Source organism: Mucilaginibacter gossypii (assembly GCF_900100945.1).
In the GTDB taxonomy this organism is placed as follows: domain Bacteria; phylum Bacteroidota; class Bacteroidia; order Sphingobacteriales; family Sphingobacteriaceae; genus Mucilaginibacter; species Mucilaginibacter gossypii.
Genome location: NZ_FNCG01000022.1, coordinates 13,101 through 29,723, shown reverse-complemented (window position 1 = coordinate 29,723; position 16,623 = coordinate 13,101). Strand labels below are relative to the sequence as shown.

Annotated in this window: 20 protein-coding genes; 8 read left to right on the top strand and 12 right to left on the bottom strand. The window is 42.4% G+C overall.

The window, feature by feature from the left end; all coding sequences use genetic code 11:
* Positions 1–50 precede the first annotated feature (50 nt).
* Both BLS28_RS27345 and BLS28_RS27340 read right to left on the bottom strand, forming a co-directional pair.
* Positions 51–1,862 (bottom strand): glycoside hydrolase family 2 protein, encoded by a 1,812-nt coding sequence (locus BLS28_RS27345; RefSeq protein WP_091175242.1) that lies wholly within the window; start codon positions 1,860–1,862, stop codon positions 51–53.
* A 391-nt stretch (positions 1,863–2,253) separates the two neighbouring features.
* The gene (locus tag BLS28_RS27340) at positions 2,254–2,706 is read right to left on the bottom strand and encodes a type I restriction enzyme HsdR N-terminal domain-containing protein (protein ID WP_091175240.1); all 453 of its coding nucleotides are present in this window, start codon (positions 2,704–2,706) and stop codon (positions 2,254–2,256) included.
* A 134-nt stretch (positions 2,707–2,840) separates the two neighbouring features.
* Here BLS28_RS27340 and holA point away from each other — a divergent pair, with 134 nt between their 5' ends.
* Entirely contained in the window at positions 2,841–3,863 is a 1,023-nt protein-coding gene (gene holA / locus BLS28_RS27335; protein ID WP_091175238.1) for a DNA polymerase III subunit delta, read from the top strand.
* A gap of 22 nt (positions 3,864–3,885) precedes the next feature.
* On the top strand, positions 3,886–4,263 hold the full coding sequence (locus tag BLS28_RS27330) for a hypothetical protein (RefSeq protein WP_091175236.1): 378 nt from the start codon (positions 3,886–3,888) through the stop codon (positions 4,261–4,263).
* A gap of 11 nt (positions 4,264–4,274) precedes the next feature.
* Here BLS28_RS27330 and BLS28_RS27325 read toward each other — a convergent pair whose 3' ends face one another.
* A complete protein-coding gene (locus BLS28_RS27325; RefSeq protein WP_143020892.1) occupies positions 4,275–4,919 on the bottom strand; it encodes a hypothetical protein in 645 nt (214 codons plus the stop codon).
* Positions 4,920–5,258: 339 nt separating this feature from the next.
* Between BLS28_RS27325 and cysC the strand changes: the two genes are divergently transcribed.
* From cysC to BLS28_RS27310, 3 genes are all read left to right on the top strand, one after another.
* A complete protein-coding gene (gene cysC, locus BLS28_RS27320; RefSeq protein WP_091175231.1) occupies positions 5,259–5,819 on the top strand; it encodes an adenylyl-sulfate kinase in 561 nt (186 codons plus the stop codon).
* A 25-nt stretch (positions 5,820–5,844) separates the two neighbouring features.
* Positions 5,845–6,633, top strand: coding sequence for a sulfotransferase (locus BLS28_RS27315; RefSeq protein ID WP_091175228.1), 789 nt, complete (start codon positions 5,845–5,847; stop codon positions 6,631–6,633).
* Positions 6,634–6,886: 253 nt separating this feature from the next.
* The gene (locus BLS28_RS27310) at positions 6,887–7,474 is read left to right on the top strand and encodes a hypothetical protein (RefSeq protein WP_143020891.1); all 588 of its coding nucleotides are present in this window, start codon (positions 6,887–6,889) and stop codon (positions 7,472–7,474) included.
* A gap of 443 nt (positions 7,475–7,917) precedes the next feature.
* Here the strand turns inward: BLS28_RS27310 and BLS28_RS27305 are convergent, their stop codons facing one another.
* Complete coding sequence (locus BLS28_RS27305) at positions 7,918–8,403, bottom strand: hypothetical protein (protein ID WP_091175224.1); 486 nt, start codon at positions 8,401–8,403, stop codon at positions 7,918–7,920.
* A gap of 290 nt (positions 8,404–8,693) precedes the next feature.
* Between BLS28_RS27305 and BLS28_RS27300 the strand changes: the two genes are divergently transcribed.
* The 3 genes from BLS28_RS27300 to BLS28_RS27290 are packed head-to-tail and all read left to right on the top strand — an operon-like array spanning position 8,694 to position 11,318.
* A complete protein-coding gene (locus BLS28_RS27300) occupies positions 8,694–9,101 on the top strand; it encodes an EVE domain-containing protein (RefSeq protein ID WP_090528071.1) in 408 nt (135 codons plus the stop codon).
* Positions 9,098–10,216, top strand: a complete 1,119-nt coding sequence (locus BLS28_RS27295; protein WP_091175221.1) for a carbohydrate-binding family 9-like protein — start codon at positions 9,098–9,100, stop codon at positions 10,214–10,216. The genes BLS28_RS27300 and BLS28_RS27295 overlap by 4 nt, the downstream gene beginning before the upstream one ends.
* Before the next feature lie 13 nt (positions 10,217–10,229).
* Entirely contained in the window at positions 10,230–11,318 is a 1,089-nt protein-coding gene (locus BLS28_RS27290; RefSeq protein WP_091175218.1) for a family 10 glycosylhydrolase, read from the top strand.
* A 178-nt stretch (positions 11,319–11,496) separates the two neighbouring features.
* On the opposite strand, the gene BLS28_RS27285 is transcribed toward BLS28_RS27290, so the two are convergent.
* The 8 genes from BLS28_RS27285 to nusB form a co-directional block, all read right to left on the bottom strand.
* Complete coding sequence (locus BLS28_RS27285) at positions 11,497–11,946, bottom strand: MarR family winged helix-turn-helix transcriptional regulator (protein WP_091175216.1); 450 nt, start codon at positions 11,944–11,946, stop codon at positions 11,497–11,499.
* A gap of 57 nt (positions 11,947–12,003) precedes the next feature.
* Positions 12,004–12,180, bottom strand: a complete 177-nt coding sequence (locus BLS28_RS31020) for a C1orf53 family protein (protein WP_175489998.1) — start codon at positions 12,178–12,180, stop codon at positions 12,004–12,006.
* Positions 12,180–13,118: an MBL fold metallo-hydrolase gene (locus BLS28_RS27280; protein ID WP_091175214.1), complete on the bottom strand. Its 939-nt coding sequence runs from the start codon at positions 13,116–13,118 to the stop codon at positions 12,180–12,182. Before BLS28_RS27280 ends, BLS28_RS31020 begins: the two co-directional genes overlap by 1 nt.
* Positions 13,118–13,714, bottom strand: coding sequence for a dephospho-CoA kinase (gene coaE / locus BLS28_RS27275; RefSeq protein ID WP_091175212.1), 597 nt, complete (start codon positions 13,712–13,714; stop codon positions 13,118–13,120). Before coaE ends, BLS28_RS27280 begins: the two co-directional genes overlap by 1 nt.
* On the bottom strand, positions 13,714–14,664 hold the full coding sequence (locus BLS28_RS27270; protein ID WP_091175210.1) for a CdaR family protein: 951 nt from the start codon (positions 14,662–14,664) through the stop codon (positions 13,714–13,716). Before BLS28_RS27270 ends, coaE begins: the two co-directional genes overlap by 1 nt.
* 182 nt (positions 14,665–14,846) lie before the next feature.
* Positions 14,847–15,176, bottom strand: coding sequence for a preprotein translocase subunit YajC (gene yajC / locus BLS28_RS27265; RefSeq protein ID WP_091175208.1), 330 nt, complete (start codon positions 15,174–15,176; stop codon positions 14,847–14,849).
* A 16-nt stretch (positions 15,177–15,192) separates the two neighbouring features.
* The gene (locus BLS28_RS27260) at positions 15,193–15,633 is read right to left on the bottom strand and encodes a DUF1573 domain-containing protein (RefSeq protein WP_091175205.1); all 441 of its coding nucleotides are present in this window, start codon (positions 15,631–15,633) and stop codon (positions 15,193–15,195) included.
* A gap of 9 nt (positions 15,634–15,642) precedes the next feature.
* The gene (nusB, locus tag BLS28_RS27255) at positions 15,643–16,590 is read right to left on the bottom strand and encodes a transcription antitermination factor NusB (RefSeq protein WP_091175203.1); all 948 of its coding nucleotides are present in this window, start codon (positions 16,588–16,590) and stop codon (positions 15,643–15,645) included.
* Positions 16,591–16,623 lie beyond the last annotated feature (33 nt).

Below are 16,623 nucleotides of genomic sequence, written 5' to 3'. Positions count from 1 at the left end.
GTAGAGTTGTTGGTGACAACACCAACAACGGCCAGCGCTCACCTAATGCCCTATCTATTCAACTTATCCCCCTCCTTAATCACCGCCTGGTTTACTTCCTTTACTCTTTCGAACTCCATTTTTTCAACGGCCCTGTCGTAGGTTAAAACGCCGTTTACTTCGTGTTCAACGTCGGTGGTTTGGGTATATATGGCAACGCTCAATCCTTTATATTTCATTAATTGCTCTACCTCATCAAGCAAAAAAACATAACGGTCGGTAAGTCTGGCTTTGGTTGGCTCATAATCATAGGCATCGTTATGCACCGGCCACATATGACCGCGAACAAACAGGCCAACGCCGCCAAATTCGCCCAGCGAGGCCGCCCGGCGGCTATCAGGAACGGAAGCACCATACGGGCCAACATAAATATGTGTATCCACGTAATCGCCATTGCCCGGATCGCCGTAAGGTTTTTGGTAACTGGGATTATTGTTAAAGCCCGAATTGCCATTAACTAATCGCGACGGATCATATTGTTTAACCCAATTGGTTATGTTTTTTACATCAAAAGCACCCCAGTTTTCATTGAAAGGCACCCATGTAATAATGGAGGGCGAGTTATAATGATCGTCGATGATGGCTTTTAATTCTTTCCGGTAAACCGTCCTGTTTTTGGTGGTGTCTTCATTCTGATACCATATAGCGGGCATGTCCTGCCAAACCAATAAGCCCATTTTATCGGCCCAATAATAAAAACGCTGCGGCTCGGTCTTCATGTGCTTACGGATCAGGTTATAGCCCGCTTTTTTGGTGTATTCTATATCAAATTTAAGGGCTTCTTCCGTAGGTGCGGTTAAAACACCGTCGGGCCAGTACCCCTGGTCAAGCAAGCCAAGCTGCATGATGAATTTGCCATTAATAAGCGGACGGATCACGCCGTTAAGCTTACCCAATTTAATATCACGCATGCCAAAATAGCTTTTAACCTCGTCGGCTTCGCTGCCATCAGTATTGTATAGGGTAAGCTTCAGATCATACAAAAACGGAAAATTTGGTGTCCATAAAACCGGGTTATCTATCGGCAGGTAAAAATATGCTCCTCCGGTTGCATCAACCTGTGAAACTTCTTTGCCATTGTTTAAGGCAACTGCTTTGAGTTTACCTGCACCTGTAGTATTAACAAACACTTTTAAACGTTTACCTTCCACGTCTGGCAGCAGGCGGATGTTTTTAATATATGATTCATTTACAGGCTCCAGCCAAACGGTTTGCCAGATGCCCGAGGAAAAAGTATAATCGCCGCGGGGACCGCTCTTGCCCGATGGTGTTTTACCGTCATTGGGGTCATGAGCAGCAACAATAAGGGTATTGCTGCCTTTGGCGAGATATGGAGTAATATTAAAACTAAATGAATCGTACCCACCCGAGTGTGAGCCTGCTTTCTTTCCGTTTATAAAAACAGTAGCGTCATGATCGACAGCGCCAAAGTGAACAATAACCTGTTTGTTTTGCCATTTTGACGGGACCTCAAAGCTCCGGTGGTACCACATATTTATTTCCTGGTTGCGTTGTATACCTGAAAGCACCGATTCGGGACAATAAGGTACCAGGATCTTGTCGCGCTTACCCTCAAATGATGCGGGCGTTTCAGGATTTAGTGCGTTGGGGGCGTTTTTACCACCCTGGTAATCCCATTTACCATTTAAGCACAGCCAGTCATTACGCTGTAGCTGGGGACGGGGATATTCTGATAAAGGTATTTCGGCTTGCATGGCGGCATTGGTCCATTGAGTTGGAAGTTTGGCTTCCTGGGCAAAGGCGGTGCATCCGTATAATACTGCGGCCAAAAGCAGGGCTTTCGCTTTGAGATAGGCGTTCATAAGGTAATGTTATAATTGATGAGGTTATGAACGCCAAAATAGGGAATTGATAACTGTTATCATAACATTTTATTGGGAAATAGGATGTTGTCTGAACCCGAATTTATTGAATTTAGGGAACGAGCAGAAAATGCTATACACATTCCATGAATTCTTCAAATTCGTTTCCCCATGGCGCAAGTGTTGTGCGGCTGTTAGAAGGGTGGATCACTTGTGACTATAAAAATCAACCCGCAGTATTTGTTTAGGAGGAATGATTGATTGGTAATTGGAGAAGTTACAAGTCAGCCATAGCGCTGCCCTGCACTCAAGACTTGCGCCAGTGAGGGCAGAAAATGCTATACACATTCCATAAATTCTTCAAATTCGTTTAATTCGAGTTCAGACAGCTTCAGCCCTTAACATACCCAGGCAGTTCTTCAATAAACTGGTAAGTACAGTTTTCATGATCAATAGTACAATAATAGTGTTGCAGGCCATTGCTTACTGCAAGTAATGACACCTTATGCACCATGTTGTACCGGGCAATCTGATCGAAGGTCTTTTGGTCGATAGTTACTGATGGTGCTTTGCATTCAACCATTAAAATGCGTTGTCCGGACGGGTTAAATACCACAATGTCGGTACGCTTTTGAAGCGTGTTGAGCTTAAGGCCGCCTTCCAGCTTAATTAATGAGCGGGGGTAGTTTTTTTGTTTGATAAGGTATTGTACAAAATGCTGGCGTACCCACTCTTCGGGTGTAATGATGATGGTTTTCTTACGGATCTCGTCAAAAAGCGTTAATGTTCCGTTATCGTCGCTTATTTTAAAAGGGTAGGGTGGCAGATTAAGCGGTTGGAGCATTTTTGAAAAGTCTGAAGTATAAAGTTATGAGCCCTAAGTTGGGCATCAAAATTAATAAATATATCATTGGGCATTGGCTAAATAAAAATACATTCCACTTTTGACTTTCGACTTAGTACTTTTGAATCTGAAATATGACTGCTGCCGAGATATTAAAGGACCTTAAGAACCGTAAGTTTAAACCGCTGTACCTGCTGCATGGGGAGGAACCTTATTTTATCGACCTGGTAAGCAATTACGTTGAGCACAATCTGCTGCCAGAACACGAACGCGGCTTTAACCAAACCGTAGTGTACGGCAAGGATACTGATATCATGACTGTGCTCAATGCCGCCAAGCGTTACCCCATGATGGCCGATTACCAGGTGGTACTGGTAAAAGAAGCCCAGGACATGAAATGGGGCAAGGACGATGACAATAAAAAAAGCATCGACCCGGTATTGAGCTATCTCGAAAACCCGCTGCCCAGTACTATTCTTGTTTTTTGCTACAAATACGGTAAGTTTGATAAGCGCAAGAAAACATACAAAGCCATTGAAAAGAACGGGCTTATTTTTGAGTCGGCCACTTTATATGATAATAAGGTGCCGGCCTGGGTTGAAGGGTATGTAAGCGAGAAGGGCTACAAAATGAACCAGCAGGGATCGGCCATGATTGCCGAGTACCTGGGTAACGACCTGGCTAAAATTGCCAACGAACTCGAAAAACTGATGCTGAATGTTAGTGCCGGGCAGGAGATTACCCTGAAGCATATCCAGGATAATATTGGTATCAGTAAGGAGTACAATGTATTTGAGCTGCAAACGGCCCTCACCAAAAAAGATGCTTACAAGGTAAACCAGATCATCAATTACTTTGAAGCCAATCCCAAATCAAATCCCATTGTTTTGGTGCTCGGCAACCTGAATAACTTTTTCAGCAAGGTGCTGGTGTACCATTACGTAAAAGATAAAACCCCGCAAAACCTTGCCCGCGAAATGGGCGTTAACCCATACTTTATTAAAGATTATGAGCAGGCCGCCCGTAACTACCCACTTGGTGAAATTTTCCAGGTGATCAGCTACCTGCGCGAATATGATTTGAAAAGCAAAGGCGTTGAATCAAACGCGCCGCACGGTGAGTTGATGAAGGAGTTGATGTTTAAAATCCTGCATTGATGCCGATTTCGATTTAACAGTTATGACCCTATCCTCGCAATCAAAAGTTAATATAGCATCCGGCATGATCCGCGTATCGGCGGTTTTGTACCTGGTTTATTATTATTTGAACGGCGGAAGGTCGGCTTCTTTTCAAATCGCTTTAGCAACGTGCATAGCGCTGGGCATTTTACTTTTACTGGCTTTATTTATCAGGCGGGGTTATAAATGGGCAAAATGGCTGCTATTAGGCTTATTAATCTTAACTATAACGCCTGACGCTATAAATCTGCCCGCAACTTTTAAGGCAAACTTTTATGCAGGCTGCATCGCTGTTATAATTGACCTGTTACAAATAGGGGCGCTTGTTTTACTTTTTATGCCGGGTAAAGAAAAGCCGGTTGCCGAGGATGCTGAATAGTTTTTTAATGATTATTTGTTAAAAGGTACCCGGCTTATGATAGCATACATGAGGCCGCCAATTGTAACAATAAACCATAAGAAATATAAAGACTTTTTCAGGTCATTTATTTCTCTATCCTCTTTCAATACTAATGCCCTGAAAGCCGGTGAAAAAAGTGTCAGTGCGATCATAAAAAAAACGAACAGGAGTGACACGAGCGAATAATTTGCAGCACGGCCAACCCCTTCTTTTATAAAACCGGCAAAAAGAGGGATATTCCAGCCCGCTAAAAACACAATTAATGCTGCAGTTTTAAATGGTATTCTGCCCTGCCCCTGCATTTTCTTAACCTGGTAATATTGTACCTGGTTATTGGCGGTTTTATTAAAGAATCCTGTTGCTTTTATGTTTTCAATTATGTCATTGTAAGGCATGTTTGCTGTAAACATAACTTTTTTAGGGTATGACGATACGTTGTGTATTATCTTGATGCCGCTGCCGGCAATTGAGGATGCATATTCGATTTGAACAATATCATCGGCGTTAAAAAATAACTGGCCTAACAAACCAAGGTTAATCTTGAGTACAGAAGTATCAGCTTTCAAAGCTGCAAAAGGTTTGGAGACTTTGGTATTGCCAACATAGGCACCCCCGTTAAGTAAAAATTCGTTCATGTTTATTGTGATAGGTTCTTTAGCCCACAGTAAATATATCATAAAAACGGGTCCTCAAATAATCTCAAAAATCATTTCTAATAAATTAAATAACGTAACATTTTTGTTAAGTGTAGCGTTGGTTAGTGTTTGACCGTATACATCCATTTATTCGTTAAATCTTCATTTTTAGCCGGTATTGGCTGTTTTTTTCTCCTGACTTTCCGTTGTTCAGTGTTGCGTGTAATTGATTATTTACAATGTAACAAAATTCATCAGCCAATTAATTTCCTAAGTTCACTCATCCTAAGCAATATGTTAAGCTGATCAATAAAGCATACTAAATAAAAAAATTAAGGCATGATACTTTTATTTTGCGGATTATCAGGTGCGGGAAAAACTACTTTGGCAAAAAGTGTGGCCGCCGAATTAACAAGCCTGGGCATTAAAATTGAGATCATTGACGGTGATGAATACCGCGCGGCACTTTGTCGTGATCTGGGCTTTAGTAAGGAAGACCGGAACGAGAATATCCGCCGCCTGGGCTTTGTAGCCAGTCGTTTCAGCGCTCAGGGTATTGTTACCATAGTGAGTGCTATAAATCCATATGACGATGTCAGGCAGGAACTTGCCGAAAAATATGATCATGTAAGTATTATCCACGTAGATTGCCCGGTGAACAAGCTGATAAGCCGCGACACTAAAGGTTTGTACAAAAGGGCGTTGCTGCCGGATGGGCATCCTGATAAACTACCCAACCTGACAGGTATTAATGATAGGTTTGATGTGCCTGTTAAGCCCGGCCTATACATTGATACCTGCAATTATACCATACAACAAAGTACCTCATCACTGCTCTATTATATTATAAATAACCTGCATCCTGTTAAGCAGACGAATAAGATACCAAGCTACTCCTGATAAAGAGGACGCCCATAACAGATTTATGCAAAAAAGAGTACTGATCATTACCGGAATGCACCGTTCCGGAACCTCGCTTATTACCCAGTGGTTGAGCAAATGCGGTCTGCAAACAGGCGAAAAACTGGTACCCGGCGGCCATGGCAATGTGGAAGGGCATTTTGAAGATATTGAATTTTTAAAAATGCACGAAGAGATCCTGGCCGGCCATAACCTGCCCAAAACCGGGCTTACGGTTGAGCATGTGGCCCAGTTTACCTTGTACGAAAGGGAAAAGCTTAAAAGCATTATTAAAGTTAAACAACAGTTATACGACCAATGGGGCTGGAAAGACCCGCGGACCTGTCTGTTTCTGGATGTATATAAAGAACTGCTGCCCGATGCCTGTTACCTGGTTATCCTGCGCGATTATCAGTCGGTAGTTAGTTCACTTTTACGGCGTGAATTTAAGTGGGTGGAAAACAGGTACATGGCGCGTAAATATTTTTCAAGGCTGGTATGGACAAAATTTCGCCGCGGCCGCCGCATGGTGCAGTTTTATAATGATCATGCCACCGAATACCTGAAAGTTTGGATAGCCTACAACCAGGATATTTTGAAATGTATTGAAACACTGCCCCGGTATGCTTTTGTAGTTGTTAATTATTCGATGCTGAAAGACGCGGATGAACAGGTTTTTGAGTATCTGAAAGACAAGTGGAACCTGGCATTAAAATACTCCAGATTTAAGGATATTTTTAAGGAAAACCTGATCGGCCCCATGTCGCTTTTGAACAATATATCAACGATAAGACCCTCATTACGCAGGCCATAAAACTACAGGCCGAGCTTAAAGAATATATGCTGACTGATTAGTATCAAAAGTTTTTTGCGGTTTATTATACATTGTTGCGAAAGAAGTAAACAAGTATCTGTGCAATAAAGTGTAAAGGTAGCTCAATTTGTGATACAATCGTTATTACGGTTTGATAATCAGTTGATTATTTCTCCAAATTCGTTTTACTCAATGGCTTAAGTACCCCTTGTTACGGTGCTGATTTAGCCGTTGTAAAACGAAGGAGGAGGATATGAAAGCTAAGCTTTTTTGCTACTTGCCCTACAGAGTAGTTATGGGGCTTTTGATCATCATGTGTTTACATTCGCCGGGTTTTTCACAGGCAGGGAAAATTGGGTCGCTGGCATATTTAAGGGCACGCAACGGAATTGGCGGGTTTAACCTGGGCGGCTTATTAACCGGCGAGCAGGAGCAGGCTTTAACTTACATTGATGGTGAAGGCAGCAAGCCCGATGCTGATAGCTGTGTTACCTATGAATATCATCCGGATAAGCAGCTGGAACTGGAAGAGGGGCTAACCGCAACTCATATTTGTGTACGTACATGGCAAAATAAAATAGTAAATATTTATGTTTTCTTTAACCGTAACCAGGGCTATAAAATGCTCAGTAAATTTTTGCACTGGTACGGTACCTTCACCGCAAAGCCAAATGATTACCAGGACGTTTATCTGTGGGATTCGCGCACGGTAAAACTATTGTTGAGCTATCACCCCGATGATGACCAGGGAATTGCTGTTTTTACTTCTGTTCCTTTAACAAACACTATCAACGCACAAAATGCTAAAAGGCTGACCCAGTTGTTAACGAGTAATGAATGATGGGCTTCCTTTGTTGTGTTCTTTTATTTTTTGTTTTGAAAGCTTTGCCATTTATCTATTTCAGATAAATAGTCCAGACTTTTGAAGAACGCCTCGATATAGGAAAATTATTTGTATTGACGTTCTAAAAATCTTTTGATATCGGCTTTAAGATTGTCGGGGTTATATATTTTTATTTCAACCCAAAATTCTGGGCAAATTTCATTTTTGAAATGTACCCAAATACGATTTTTGTCATTGAGGCTTAAGCTACTTCAAAAGTTGCAGTTCTAACAGTGTTCTTTGCGCTATCACTTAAAATTAGACTTCCTGTTAGGTTGGTTATAAAAGTTATTGTTGGATTTTTCATTGGTGTTCAGTTGGGCTGTTTAGTACCCTCACTATATATTACGATTAACTTAGTGACTAACAAAGTGAAATTTTTAGAACACCGGATTATATCGCTATGGGTTGATATAACTACATACTATGTGGTCTTCATTTCCTAACTTAACGTGTTCATAACAGTATTTCGAGGCTGCAATAGTTTTATTTTGACTTTGGTTATTCATAATATAATTTCCTTCATCTGAATTTTCAGGAAAGAGAAATATCTCTTTTTCAGTTAATGAATATTCTTCATAGTATTTGAAAGAATTTGGAGATTTTAAAATTGTTCGGTGTAATGGAATAAGAATGGCAATTATTTTTGAGTCATTATATAAATTTTTTATAGTATCTATTTTGTCGACTTTATAACTTTTATATAATTCAAAAATATCTACCTCATTAATAAATATTAATTCGGTTCCACCATCTTCATAATCTGCAATTATTTCGTATAAATCTTCTTTCTCATTTATTGAATAAATCAATCCCCTTTTGACGTCCATAGATTCGGAATCTGCATAAAAATCAACAAAGTCTCCAATTTTCGCTTCTATATCCATTTTGTGAAAATAGAGAAAAGTAATCAATCACGCTCCCTTTTCTGCAGTATATATCTGTTACCCGAATCGAATTATACAGGAGGATGGCGAAAAACGAAGCATCATTTAAACCGGGGGAGTCAGGTAACCTGAAAGGTCGGCCACAAGGCGGTAAGAATCATGTTCCCCACCCCTACATCACCACTCCACCCCGTAATTTCATTGTAACAATACCCTGTATTGCCTGTAGCGCATTTTAGTTTACGCTCCCTTTTTTACATTTTTACGTTACAAAAAATTATACCGTACAAATGCAACATTGGTTAGTAAAAAGTGAGCCCTTTAAATATAGCTGGGAAAAATTCAATAAGGATGGTCGTACCTTTTGGGATGGTGTGCGCAATTACCAGGCACGCAATAACCTGAGGGAAATGAAGGAGGGCGACCTGGTGTTATTTTACCACAGCAACGAAGGAAAAGAGATTGTAGGCATAGCCAAAGTTGTTAAGGAAGCTTACCAGGACCCCACAACCGATGATACCAATTGGGTAGTGGTTGACCTTGCCCCAGTTGAAGCCCTGAAAACCCCGGTAACCCTTGAGCAGATCAAAGCCGACCCTAAATTACAGGACATTGGCCTGGTAAGACAGGGGCGTTTATCGGTAATGGGGGTAAAGCGCGAAGAGTTTGATTACATCTTAGCGCTGGGCAGTAAATGAAACTGAGCAACATCTTTGACAATTGTTTTATTAAGCCGGGCCTTACAGCCGCTTTATTTATACTCCCGGGATTTGTAAAAGCACAGGACGCTTTTAAAGAATTCCCTGATCTGTTTACCACCCCTTACGGCTATGTTGCGAAACACGTAAAGCAAGCGCCGGTAATTGACGGCGATGTGGAAGATGCTGTATGGCAGCAGGCCAAATGGACCCGGGACTTCCAGGATATTGAGGGTCGCCTTAAACCGCAGCCTCCGCTGCAAACCAACGTTAAAATGCTTTGGGACGATAGCTGCCTGTATGTAGCAGCCCGGATCAGAGATTCCCATGTTTGGGCTACGCTTAGCCATCATGATGATATTGTTTACAAGGATAATGATTTTGAGCTGTTTATCGATCCCACAAACAGCACACATAAATATTTTGAAATTGAGGTGAATGCCCTCAATACCATTTTCGATTTGTTTTTGACCAGGCCTTACCGAAATGACGGCGCCGCGGTAACCGGTTGGGATACGCATGGCCTGCGCTCGGCGGTAAAAGTTGAGGGTACGCTGAATGATCCTACGGATACTGATAAAGGCTGGACGGTTGAAATGGCTATCCCATTTAAAGCCATAGCCGGTGGCTTTAACCGCGCTGTGATAAAGGATGGTACTTTATGGCGCATCAATTTTTCGCGGGTGCAGTACGATATTAAAGTGCAGAATGGCAAATATGTAAAGCTGCAGGATAATGCCGGGCATAATTTGCCCGAGCATAACTGGGTTTGGAGCAACCAGGGACTTATCAATATGCATTACCCCGAACGCTGGGGCTACCTCCTTTTCAGCGATCATGAGGCTGATGACGCGACGTTTAAAATGCCTTGCGCCGAAGAGCAAAAGAAATACCTGTGGCTGGTTTATTACAAGCAAAAGCAGTGGTTTAAAGATCATCACGAATACTGCACCTCATTAAACAACCTGGGTGTTGAAAATAAGGTAACCGTAACGGGCCATGCTAACGAACTTAAGCTGGAAGCAACTGCCCATCAGTTTATAGCTTATATTATCGATAGCAAAAACCAAACAACCTATACCATTGACCAGGATGGCCTGGTACAGCACAGATAATCCCTAAAACTCCATGAATAAGCGCGAATTTTTAAAGGCCGGTTTATTGGCCGGCGTGGCTGCCCAGTTGCCCTTAGCAAGCAATGCCGCTGTTGAAGCTGCCAAAAGCAGCAAGAAAAAAGCCATGAAAAACTGGGTATGGATCAACCCTAACCCCAAAGATACAGATGATGAGCTGGCCACCCGCTACGCTTCCTACAAAGCATCGGGGATAACGGGTATATTTTTCGAGAACGACAGTGAGCGCCATTTCCGTGCCGCTAAAGCTAAAGGCCTGGAGGCCCACCGCTGGATCTGGACTTTTAACCGTGCCGAACTGGTAACCGAAAAGCCCGAATGGTACAGCAAAAACCGCAAAGGCGAATCATGTGCAGATCATCCGCCTTATGTGCAGTATTATCGCTGGCTGTGCCCGTCGCGCCCCGAAGTGCAGGAGTATTTAACCAAAACTGTCGATGATATTTTGGCTAAAGATTATATCGATGGTATCCACCTGGATTATGTGCGTTATTGCGATGTGATATTGCCTGTAAACCTTTGGGACCATTACAAGATCGATCAAACCAAAGAGCTGCCCGAATATGATTTTTGCTACTGCGATGTTTGCAAAGCCAAATTCAAGGAAGAATACAACCAAGATCTCGATCAGATCCAATATCCTGAAGCAAGCCTTTCATGGCGCTTGTTCAGGTATAATAACATAACCCGCGTAGTAAACGGTATTTCGACTGTAGCCCACCAGCATAAAAAACAGATAACAGCGGCCGTATTCCCAACACCCGAAGTTGCCCGCCGCAACGTAAGGCAGGACTGGACAAACTGGAACATGGATGGCATTTGCCCCATGATTTACCACGGTTTTTACAAAGAAGGCGTGAGCTGGATAGGTAACGCAGTAGCGGAAGGTGTGCATTTTTTGGCCGGAAGGTTTCCGCTATATGCAGGTCTGTATCTTTCAGATTTTAAGAGTGATGATGAGATCCGCACCGGTATTAAGGTGGCGCTTAAAAACGGCGCAATGGGCGTTTCTTTCTTTGGTAACGTAGGGCCGGAAGTGCTTGCTATACTGAAGGATGAAGTGGCTGTATTTAAGGCTTCGTAACCAATTAAAGTTTATACATGATATGTCATTGCGAGGAGGAACGACGAAGCAATCTCGTAGCCGATGCAGATCGTACATGCGTTGGCTACGAGATTGCCGCGCTACGCTCGCAATGACATGTTTTTATTTTGAATTTAAAGGCAATAAACCTTTCGCCTTTTCCCTTTCACCTAAAAAATCATCCCCGCATTTTGTCCAATAGATCGCTTAGGGTCGCGGCTTCATCTTCGGTGAGGTTATTGCTTAGGATTTCTTTGGTTTTAAACTCGGCGTCCATTTTTGAAAGAGTTGCAAGGCCTTCTTCGCTGATGCGGATATCTACAGCGCGCCTGTCTTTATTATTGGTGCAGCGTGATACCAGTCCTTTTTGAACAAGGCGGTCAACAATCCGCGATGCATCCGACATTTTATCGATCATCCTTTCCTTCAATAAATTTATGGTAGCCGGTTTGGGGTATTGGCCGCGCAGGATTCGCAGTATATTGAACTGCTGCTGGGTAATATTATGTTTTTCAAAATGACAACGAAAATAGTTAGCCAGCCAACCTTGCGTGTATGCCACGTTAATGGCCACTTTGTGGTAGTTGTCTTCAAAATTGGTACTTTGTATTTCGTCTTCTATTCGCATAGTAATAGTAATGAATTGGATGCAAATATGTTTAATTATTTTTAATTTAACATTGATTTATTTATCGCTACCGTCTGATTCAGTGTCATTTCCAAATAATTTTACCTTGCCATAACCCCAGGGGCAGTGCAGGCACTTGTTTTTACAGCAATAGCCCCGCTTTAAATGGTAGGCTTCGGTAAAAACAAAATTGCCATCTTCGTTGATATAATAATCAATGCCTTCCTGCAACATCAGTTCAGAATTTTTACAAAGATATCATCTTTAAAATAAGCTTTCAGGTGCTCGCCTTTACCGTGAAGTGTCCACACCTGTTTGGGTTTGGTGTTGGCGATGGTTTGCAGGATATCGTTCCAGTCCACATGGTCGGATATAAAGAGGGTATCCTGGTTATTAACCTGCAGGTTTTTCCATCCCGATGCAAAAAGGCGTTTTACTCCCGTGGCCCTGATGTAACTGTCGAAAGTAAAGGGCGGTACAATGTAAACAAACTCATCCTGCACCTTCATCAGTTTGCGGCCGTAAATTTGGTACTTACCGGGATGGAAGCCCATCTTTTCATAAATGGCATTGATGGGCATTATTTTATGATGTACCAGGATCTTTTTTTGCGGGGAATGTTCGGTAATGAGGTTGATCAACCGCTGGCTTTTACCCAGCGCATACGCACCAAGTAAAATATTGCTTTTAATATCGTTAATCTTACGGATCTCAGTCACCGGATCGGGATGGATAACAGCCGGATTGGCAAAAGTACTCTCGGTGATCAGCACGTCGGTGGTAACCCATTCAATAGGTTCGCAGGTAGCATCGGGCTGTAGCTTGTAGTCGCCGGTGTATAAATACCTTGCGCCTTCATACTCCATCAGTATTTGTGCAGAACCAAGCATATGCCCCGCCGGGATCAGTGTTACCGTAACCCTGTCTACTTCAAACGACTGGTTAAATGCAGCTATGTTAAAAACTTTGGCGGCGGTACGGTCATACCTAAGCTGCATAATGCTTGCTGTGGCACGTGTGCAGTAAACGTTGTTGTTACCACTTATGGCATGATCGGCATGGGCATGGGATATTACAGCCGTTTTTACCGGCAGTTGCGGATCGATATAAAAGTCGCCGTATTTGCAGTACAGCCCTTTTTCGTCAAAAGAAACAAAATCGTCAAGTATCATTAATGCTGAGCGAGCGATAAATAAAGTTCATGCAGGGCTATTACCTGCGGTATAACCAATTGTTTACCATCGTTAATAATTACATCATTGGCCAGTTTCAGTTTTTCCTCCTGCGATAGCTGGCGGGCCTCGCGGCTTTCAACATCGGCCCGGCTAATGCCGTCGCGCTGTATTACGCGGGCAATGCGAACTTCAAGCGGAGCGGTGATCATAATGGCCCTGTCGCAGATTTTGTATGAGCCGCTTTCAAACAAAATGGCCGCTTCCCGGATCACGTAGGGAGCATCCTTGTGCAGTTGGTCAAAACTATCAAAAGCCCTGAACACGGCAGGATGTACCAGGGCGTTAAGCTTTTCAAGTTCGGCTTTATTGTTAAAAACTATCCCCGATATATATTTGCGGTTCAGGCTGCCATCATCAAAATAAGCCTGCCGACCAAATGTTTGTTTAATACCTTCAATAAGAAGCCGGTCGGTAACCATTACTTTTTTGGCTTCGTCATCGGCATAAAAAACAGGGATGCCAAGCAATTCAAATACCTGGGCTACGGTAGTTTTGCCGCTGCCTATGTTACCGGTTAAACCTATTTTAAGCATTATTTTTTTATGTAGAAGTCAATATTGGCAGGGGCAATCTTTACTATTTTACAAAAGGGAGGCATATGGATAAGTTTTACCGGCAGGGCTGTATAACCCTTATCGCGCCAAAGATTAAGATCGGCAACAGCCTCAAACAGGTCTTCATCAATATCGGCATACCGGTTTAAAGACGTAGTAAAAGTTACTTTAATTTTTTGCGGAAATACTTTTACGGTGTAATAGTTATTGTTATTGATCAACTTCACGGGGATCTCCAGCGTTTTTTCGGTAAATTCATCAACCGGGACAATGGCCTGTACCGAGCGTGGATAAACATTCAGGTTGCCTTCATTGCTGGGCTTTAAGTTAACCCGGGTATTAATGGTTTCATTAACATTACTGAATTTAAGCGAGTCTGTTTTCCACGAGGTGATTTGCTTCAGGCGTTCAATAGGGCCGCTCACGGTAACATAAGCAGGCCTCACCGTTATGTTACCAGATACGGCAAATTGCTTTTGATAGCTAACGCCCATGGTAAGCTGAACGGGTACCTTTTTGATAAGGCGGTTACTGAAATCAAAATAAAGCGTATCCGGGTCAATAGATGAAACGCGGTTAGCCGGATCTTTCCCCATATTCATCTGCTTAAGCTGCGTGCTGTCGATAACCACATAATTGCGGGTTTCGAGCGAGCGGAGGTCAACAGTTAGTGGCCTATTATCGCTGTTGAGCCTGGAGAACAGCATTTGCCAGCCGGTACCCTGTATGGTAGCATCAACAGTATCGGGCTGCAGCGAATGAAAAGCCCGCCTTTGCGGAGCGTTTTTAAAAGTTAAAACTTTTTTAACCTTATACGGAAGCGGATCGGAAAGGGTAGTAAAAATCCAGGCAATGATAGCCAGCGACAAACAGGTAAAAAATACCGAGAGCCGCCTGCGTTCTGTTGCCGATAATTTTACTATTGCCATATTTTAAGCTGAGGGCTTAATGCTAAAAGCTGAAAGCCGAAAAATGTATTGCTCATTTCTTAACCTTCAGCTTTTGCTGTTTTATTTATAAGTATATTTTGCTTTCGGCTTTAAGCGTTTCGCTTTAGTTTAAACTAAGGTTGTTTTGGCTTTTGGCCTTTAGCTTTATGCTTTAAGCTCAATTACGCTTTCTTTTCAACCACCGGTGTGTTCAAAGCTTTTGATGCCTCAAGCGATATGGCCGATTTATCAAAACGGATCTTGCCGTTTTCAACCTCAACCAAAAATGTGGTTTCGTTTAAATCAACGATACGGCCGTGGATGCCGGCTGTAGTTATAACCCTGTCGCCTTTTTTAAGTTCTTCAACGTATTTTTTTTGATCTTTTTGCTTTTTAACCTGCGGGCGGATCATAAAGAAGTAAAACACCACGATAATCAGTACCATTGGTACTAATGAACCGTAGCTGCCTAAGCCGCCGCTTGAAGCCTGTAATAAAATAGTAGCTATCATTTGTTTAAATTAATTGTTATTTTTTTAAAACCTCGCCAATTAAATGTACCATAGTTTCGGCAGGCTGGGTGTTTGCCGTAACGGTTATTTGTTTATCCTGTAAACCGCTTTTACCGGCACTGTTAAAAGTAACGCTGATCACGCCGCTTTCGCCGGGTTTAACTGGCGCTTTTGGCCAGGTAGGGGTAGTACAGCCGCAGGTAGCACGCGCGTTGGTAATAATTAACGGCGATTTACCGGTATTGGTGAACTTGAAATCGTATGATACCTTGTCGCCTTCTTTGATCTTGCCGAAATCGTGGCTTTCCTTTTCAAATTTAGCTACCGGCGCGTTAGCCGCGGTTGCGGCGCTATCGGCATTAGCTTTTGAAGCGTTATCGGCTGTGTTGCCGTTGCTGCTGTTGCAGGCCGATAATAACATGCCTGCTGCTACTAAGCTTAAAAATAGTTTTTTCATTTTTTAATATTATTCTATTAAGCCACGGCCTATCTTTTTGATTTTGTTTTCGGCTTTAAGCTCTATTAAAATCTTGTCCAAGATACCGTTTATAAATGAATTACTCTTAGGCGTGCTAAACTCTTTTGATATTTCAAGATACTCGTTTATAGTAACCTTAACCGGGATAGAATTAAAGTTAATAAACTCAGTTATAGCCATTTTCATTAACAGGGTATCCATCATGGCAATACGCTCGGGCTCCCAGTTTTGTGTTTTAGCGGCTATCAGCTCATGGTAGGCCTCATTGTACCTGATGCTTTGCTGAAACAGGTTTACCACAAAATCACGGTCCTCAACCCAGTTGCCGGTAATTTCGGCAAGCTGGTTAAGCTTGTAATCATCATGCGAAAAGTTTTTGAACGTTTTGGCAATCAGCGCCTGGAGCACGTCTTTATCAACAGGCCAAAAAATAAACCTGTCTTCAAAAACCTGCTCGGCTAATGATGATTTAAGGATAACCTTTTTGAAAATGAATTTGATGATATCCTTGTCTGTTTGCAGTGTATCGTCTGTTTTGGCAAGATACTCGGCATACTCGGGCGAGTTTTTAAGGATAATGAAAAGTGATTTTGCAAGTTCGGGCTCAAAGGTCCAGTCAACTTTGTACTTTTTCCAGGCTGTAATGTATTCCTTATTATCATTCAGGCTCAGGATAAACCTGTTGGTGAGGATCTTTAGGTTTGCATTTAAGTCATCGGCGGTAGGGAGGTGTTTGTTGGCGCGTTCCTGTGCGTCATTCGCGGCAAAACTTACTACTTCATTAATTAATGATAGCATCCAGATATACATTTCGTAAACCTGGTCAATGCTGCTCAACATGTTTTTCTCGAATAGCTTAACATCTTTCGTGTCTGATTGATGATACGCGTACAGTGCCTGTAATACCTTTACCCGGAGGTGCCTTCTGTTTAACATTTTTGTAAGAACGATTTGGTTTGCTTATGCAAA

Coding starts and splice junctions, on each gene's coding strand:
- BLS28_RS27295 (WP_091175221.1), top strand. CDS start 9,098: ATGAAACTGAGCAACATCTTTGACAATTGTTTTATTAAGCCGGGCCTT.
- BLS28_RS27270 (WP_091175210.1), bottom strand. CDS start 14,664: ATGGCAATAGTAAAATTATCGGCAACAGAACGCAGGCGGCTCTCGGTA.
- cysC (WP_091175231.1), top strand. CDS start 5,259: ATGATACTTTTATTTTGCGGATTATCAGGTGCGGGAAAAACTACTTTG.
- yajC (WP_091175208.1), bottom strand. CDS start 15,176: ATGATAGCTACTATTTTATTACAGGCTTCAAGCGGCGGCTTAGGCAGC.
- BLS28_RS27330 (WP_091175236.1), top strand. CDS start 3,886: ATGACCCTATCCTCGCAATCAAAAGTTAATATAGCATCCGGCATGATC.
- BLS28_RS27285 (WP_091175216.1), bottom strand. CDS start 11,946: ATGCGAATAGAAGACGAAATACAAAGTACCAATTTTGAAGACAACTAC.
- BLS28_RS27345 (WP_091175242.1), bottom strand. CDS start 1,862: ATGAACGCCTATCTCAAAGCGAAAGCCCTGCTTTTGGCCGCAGTATTA.
- coaE (WP_091175212.1), bottom strand. CDS start 13,714: ATGCTTAAAATAGGTTTAACCGGTAACATAGGCAGCGGCAAAACTACC.
- BLS28_RS27305 (WP_091175224.1), bottom strand. CDS start 8,403: ATGGATATAGAAGCGAAAATTGGAGACTTTGTTGATTTTTATGCAGAT.
- BLS28_RS27310 (WP_143020891.1), top strand. CDS start 6,887: ATGAAAGCTAAGCTTTTTTGCTACTTGCCCTACAGAGTAGTTATGGGG.
- nusB (WP_091175203.1), bottom strand. CDS start 16,590: ATGTTAAACAGAAGGCACCTCCGGGTAAAGGTATTACAGGCACTGTAC.
- BLS28_RS31020 (WP_175489998.1), bottom strand. CDS start 12,180: ATGTTGCAGGAAGGCATTGATTATTATATCAACGAAGATGGCAATTTT.
- BLS28_RS27300 (WP_090528071.1), top strand. CDS start 8,694: ATGCAACATTGGTTAGTAAAAAGTGAGCCCTTTAAATATAGCTGGGAA.
- BLS28_RS27325 (WP_143020892.1), bottom strand. CDS start 4,919: ATGAACGAATTTTTACTTAACGGGGGTGCCTATGTTGGCAATACCAAA.
- BLS28_RS27340 (WP_091175240.1), bottom strand. CDS start 2,706: ATGCTCCAACCGCTTAATCTGCCACCCTACCCTTTTAAAATAAGCGAC.
- BLS28_RS27315 (WP_091175228.1), top strand. CDS start 5,845: ATGCAAAAAAGAGTACTGATCATTACCGGAATGCACCGTTCCGGAACC.
- holA (WP_091175238.1), top strand. CDS start 2,841: ATGACTGCTGCCGAGATATTAAAGGACCTTAAGAACCGTAAGTTTAAA.
- BLS28_RS27260 (WP_091175205.1), bottom strand. CDS start 15,633: ATGAAAAAACTATTTTTAAGCTTAGTAGCAGCAGGCATGTTATTATCG.
- BLS28_RS27280 (WP_091175214.1), bottom strand. CDS start 13,118: ATGATACTTGACGATTTTGTTTCTTTTGACGAAAAAGGGCTGTACTGC.
- BLS28_RS27290 (WP_091175218.1), top strand. CDS start 10,230: ATGAATAAGCGCGAATTTTTAAAGGCCGGTTTATTGGCCGGCGTGGCT.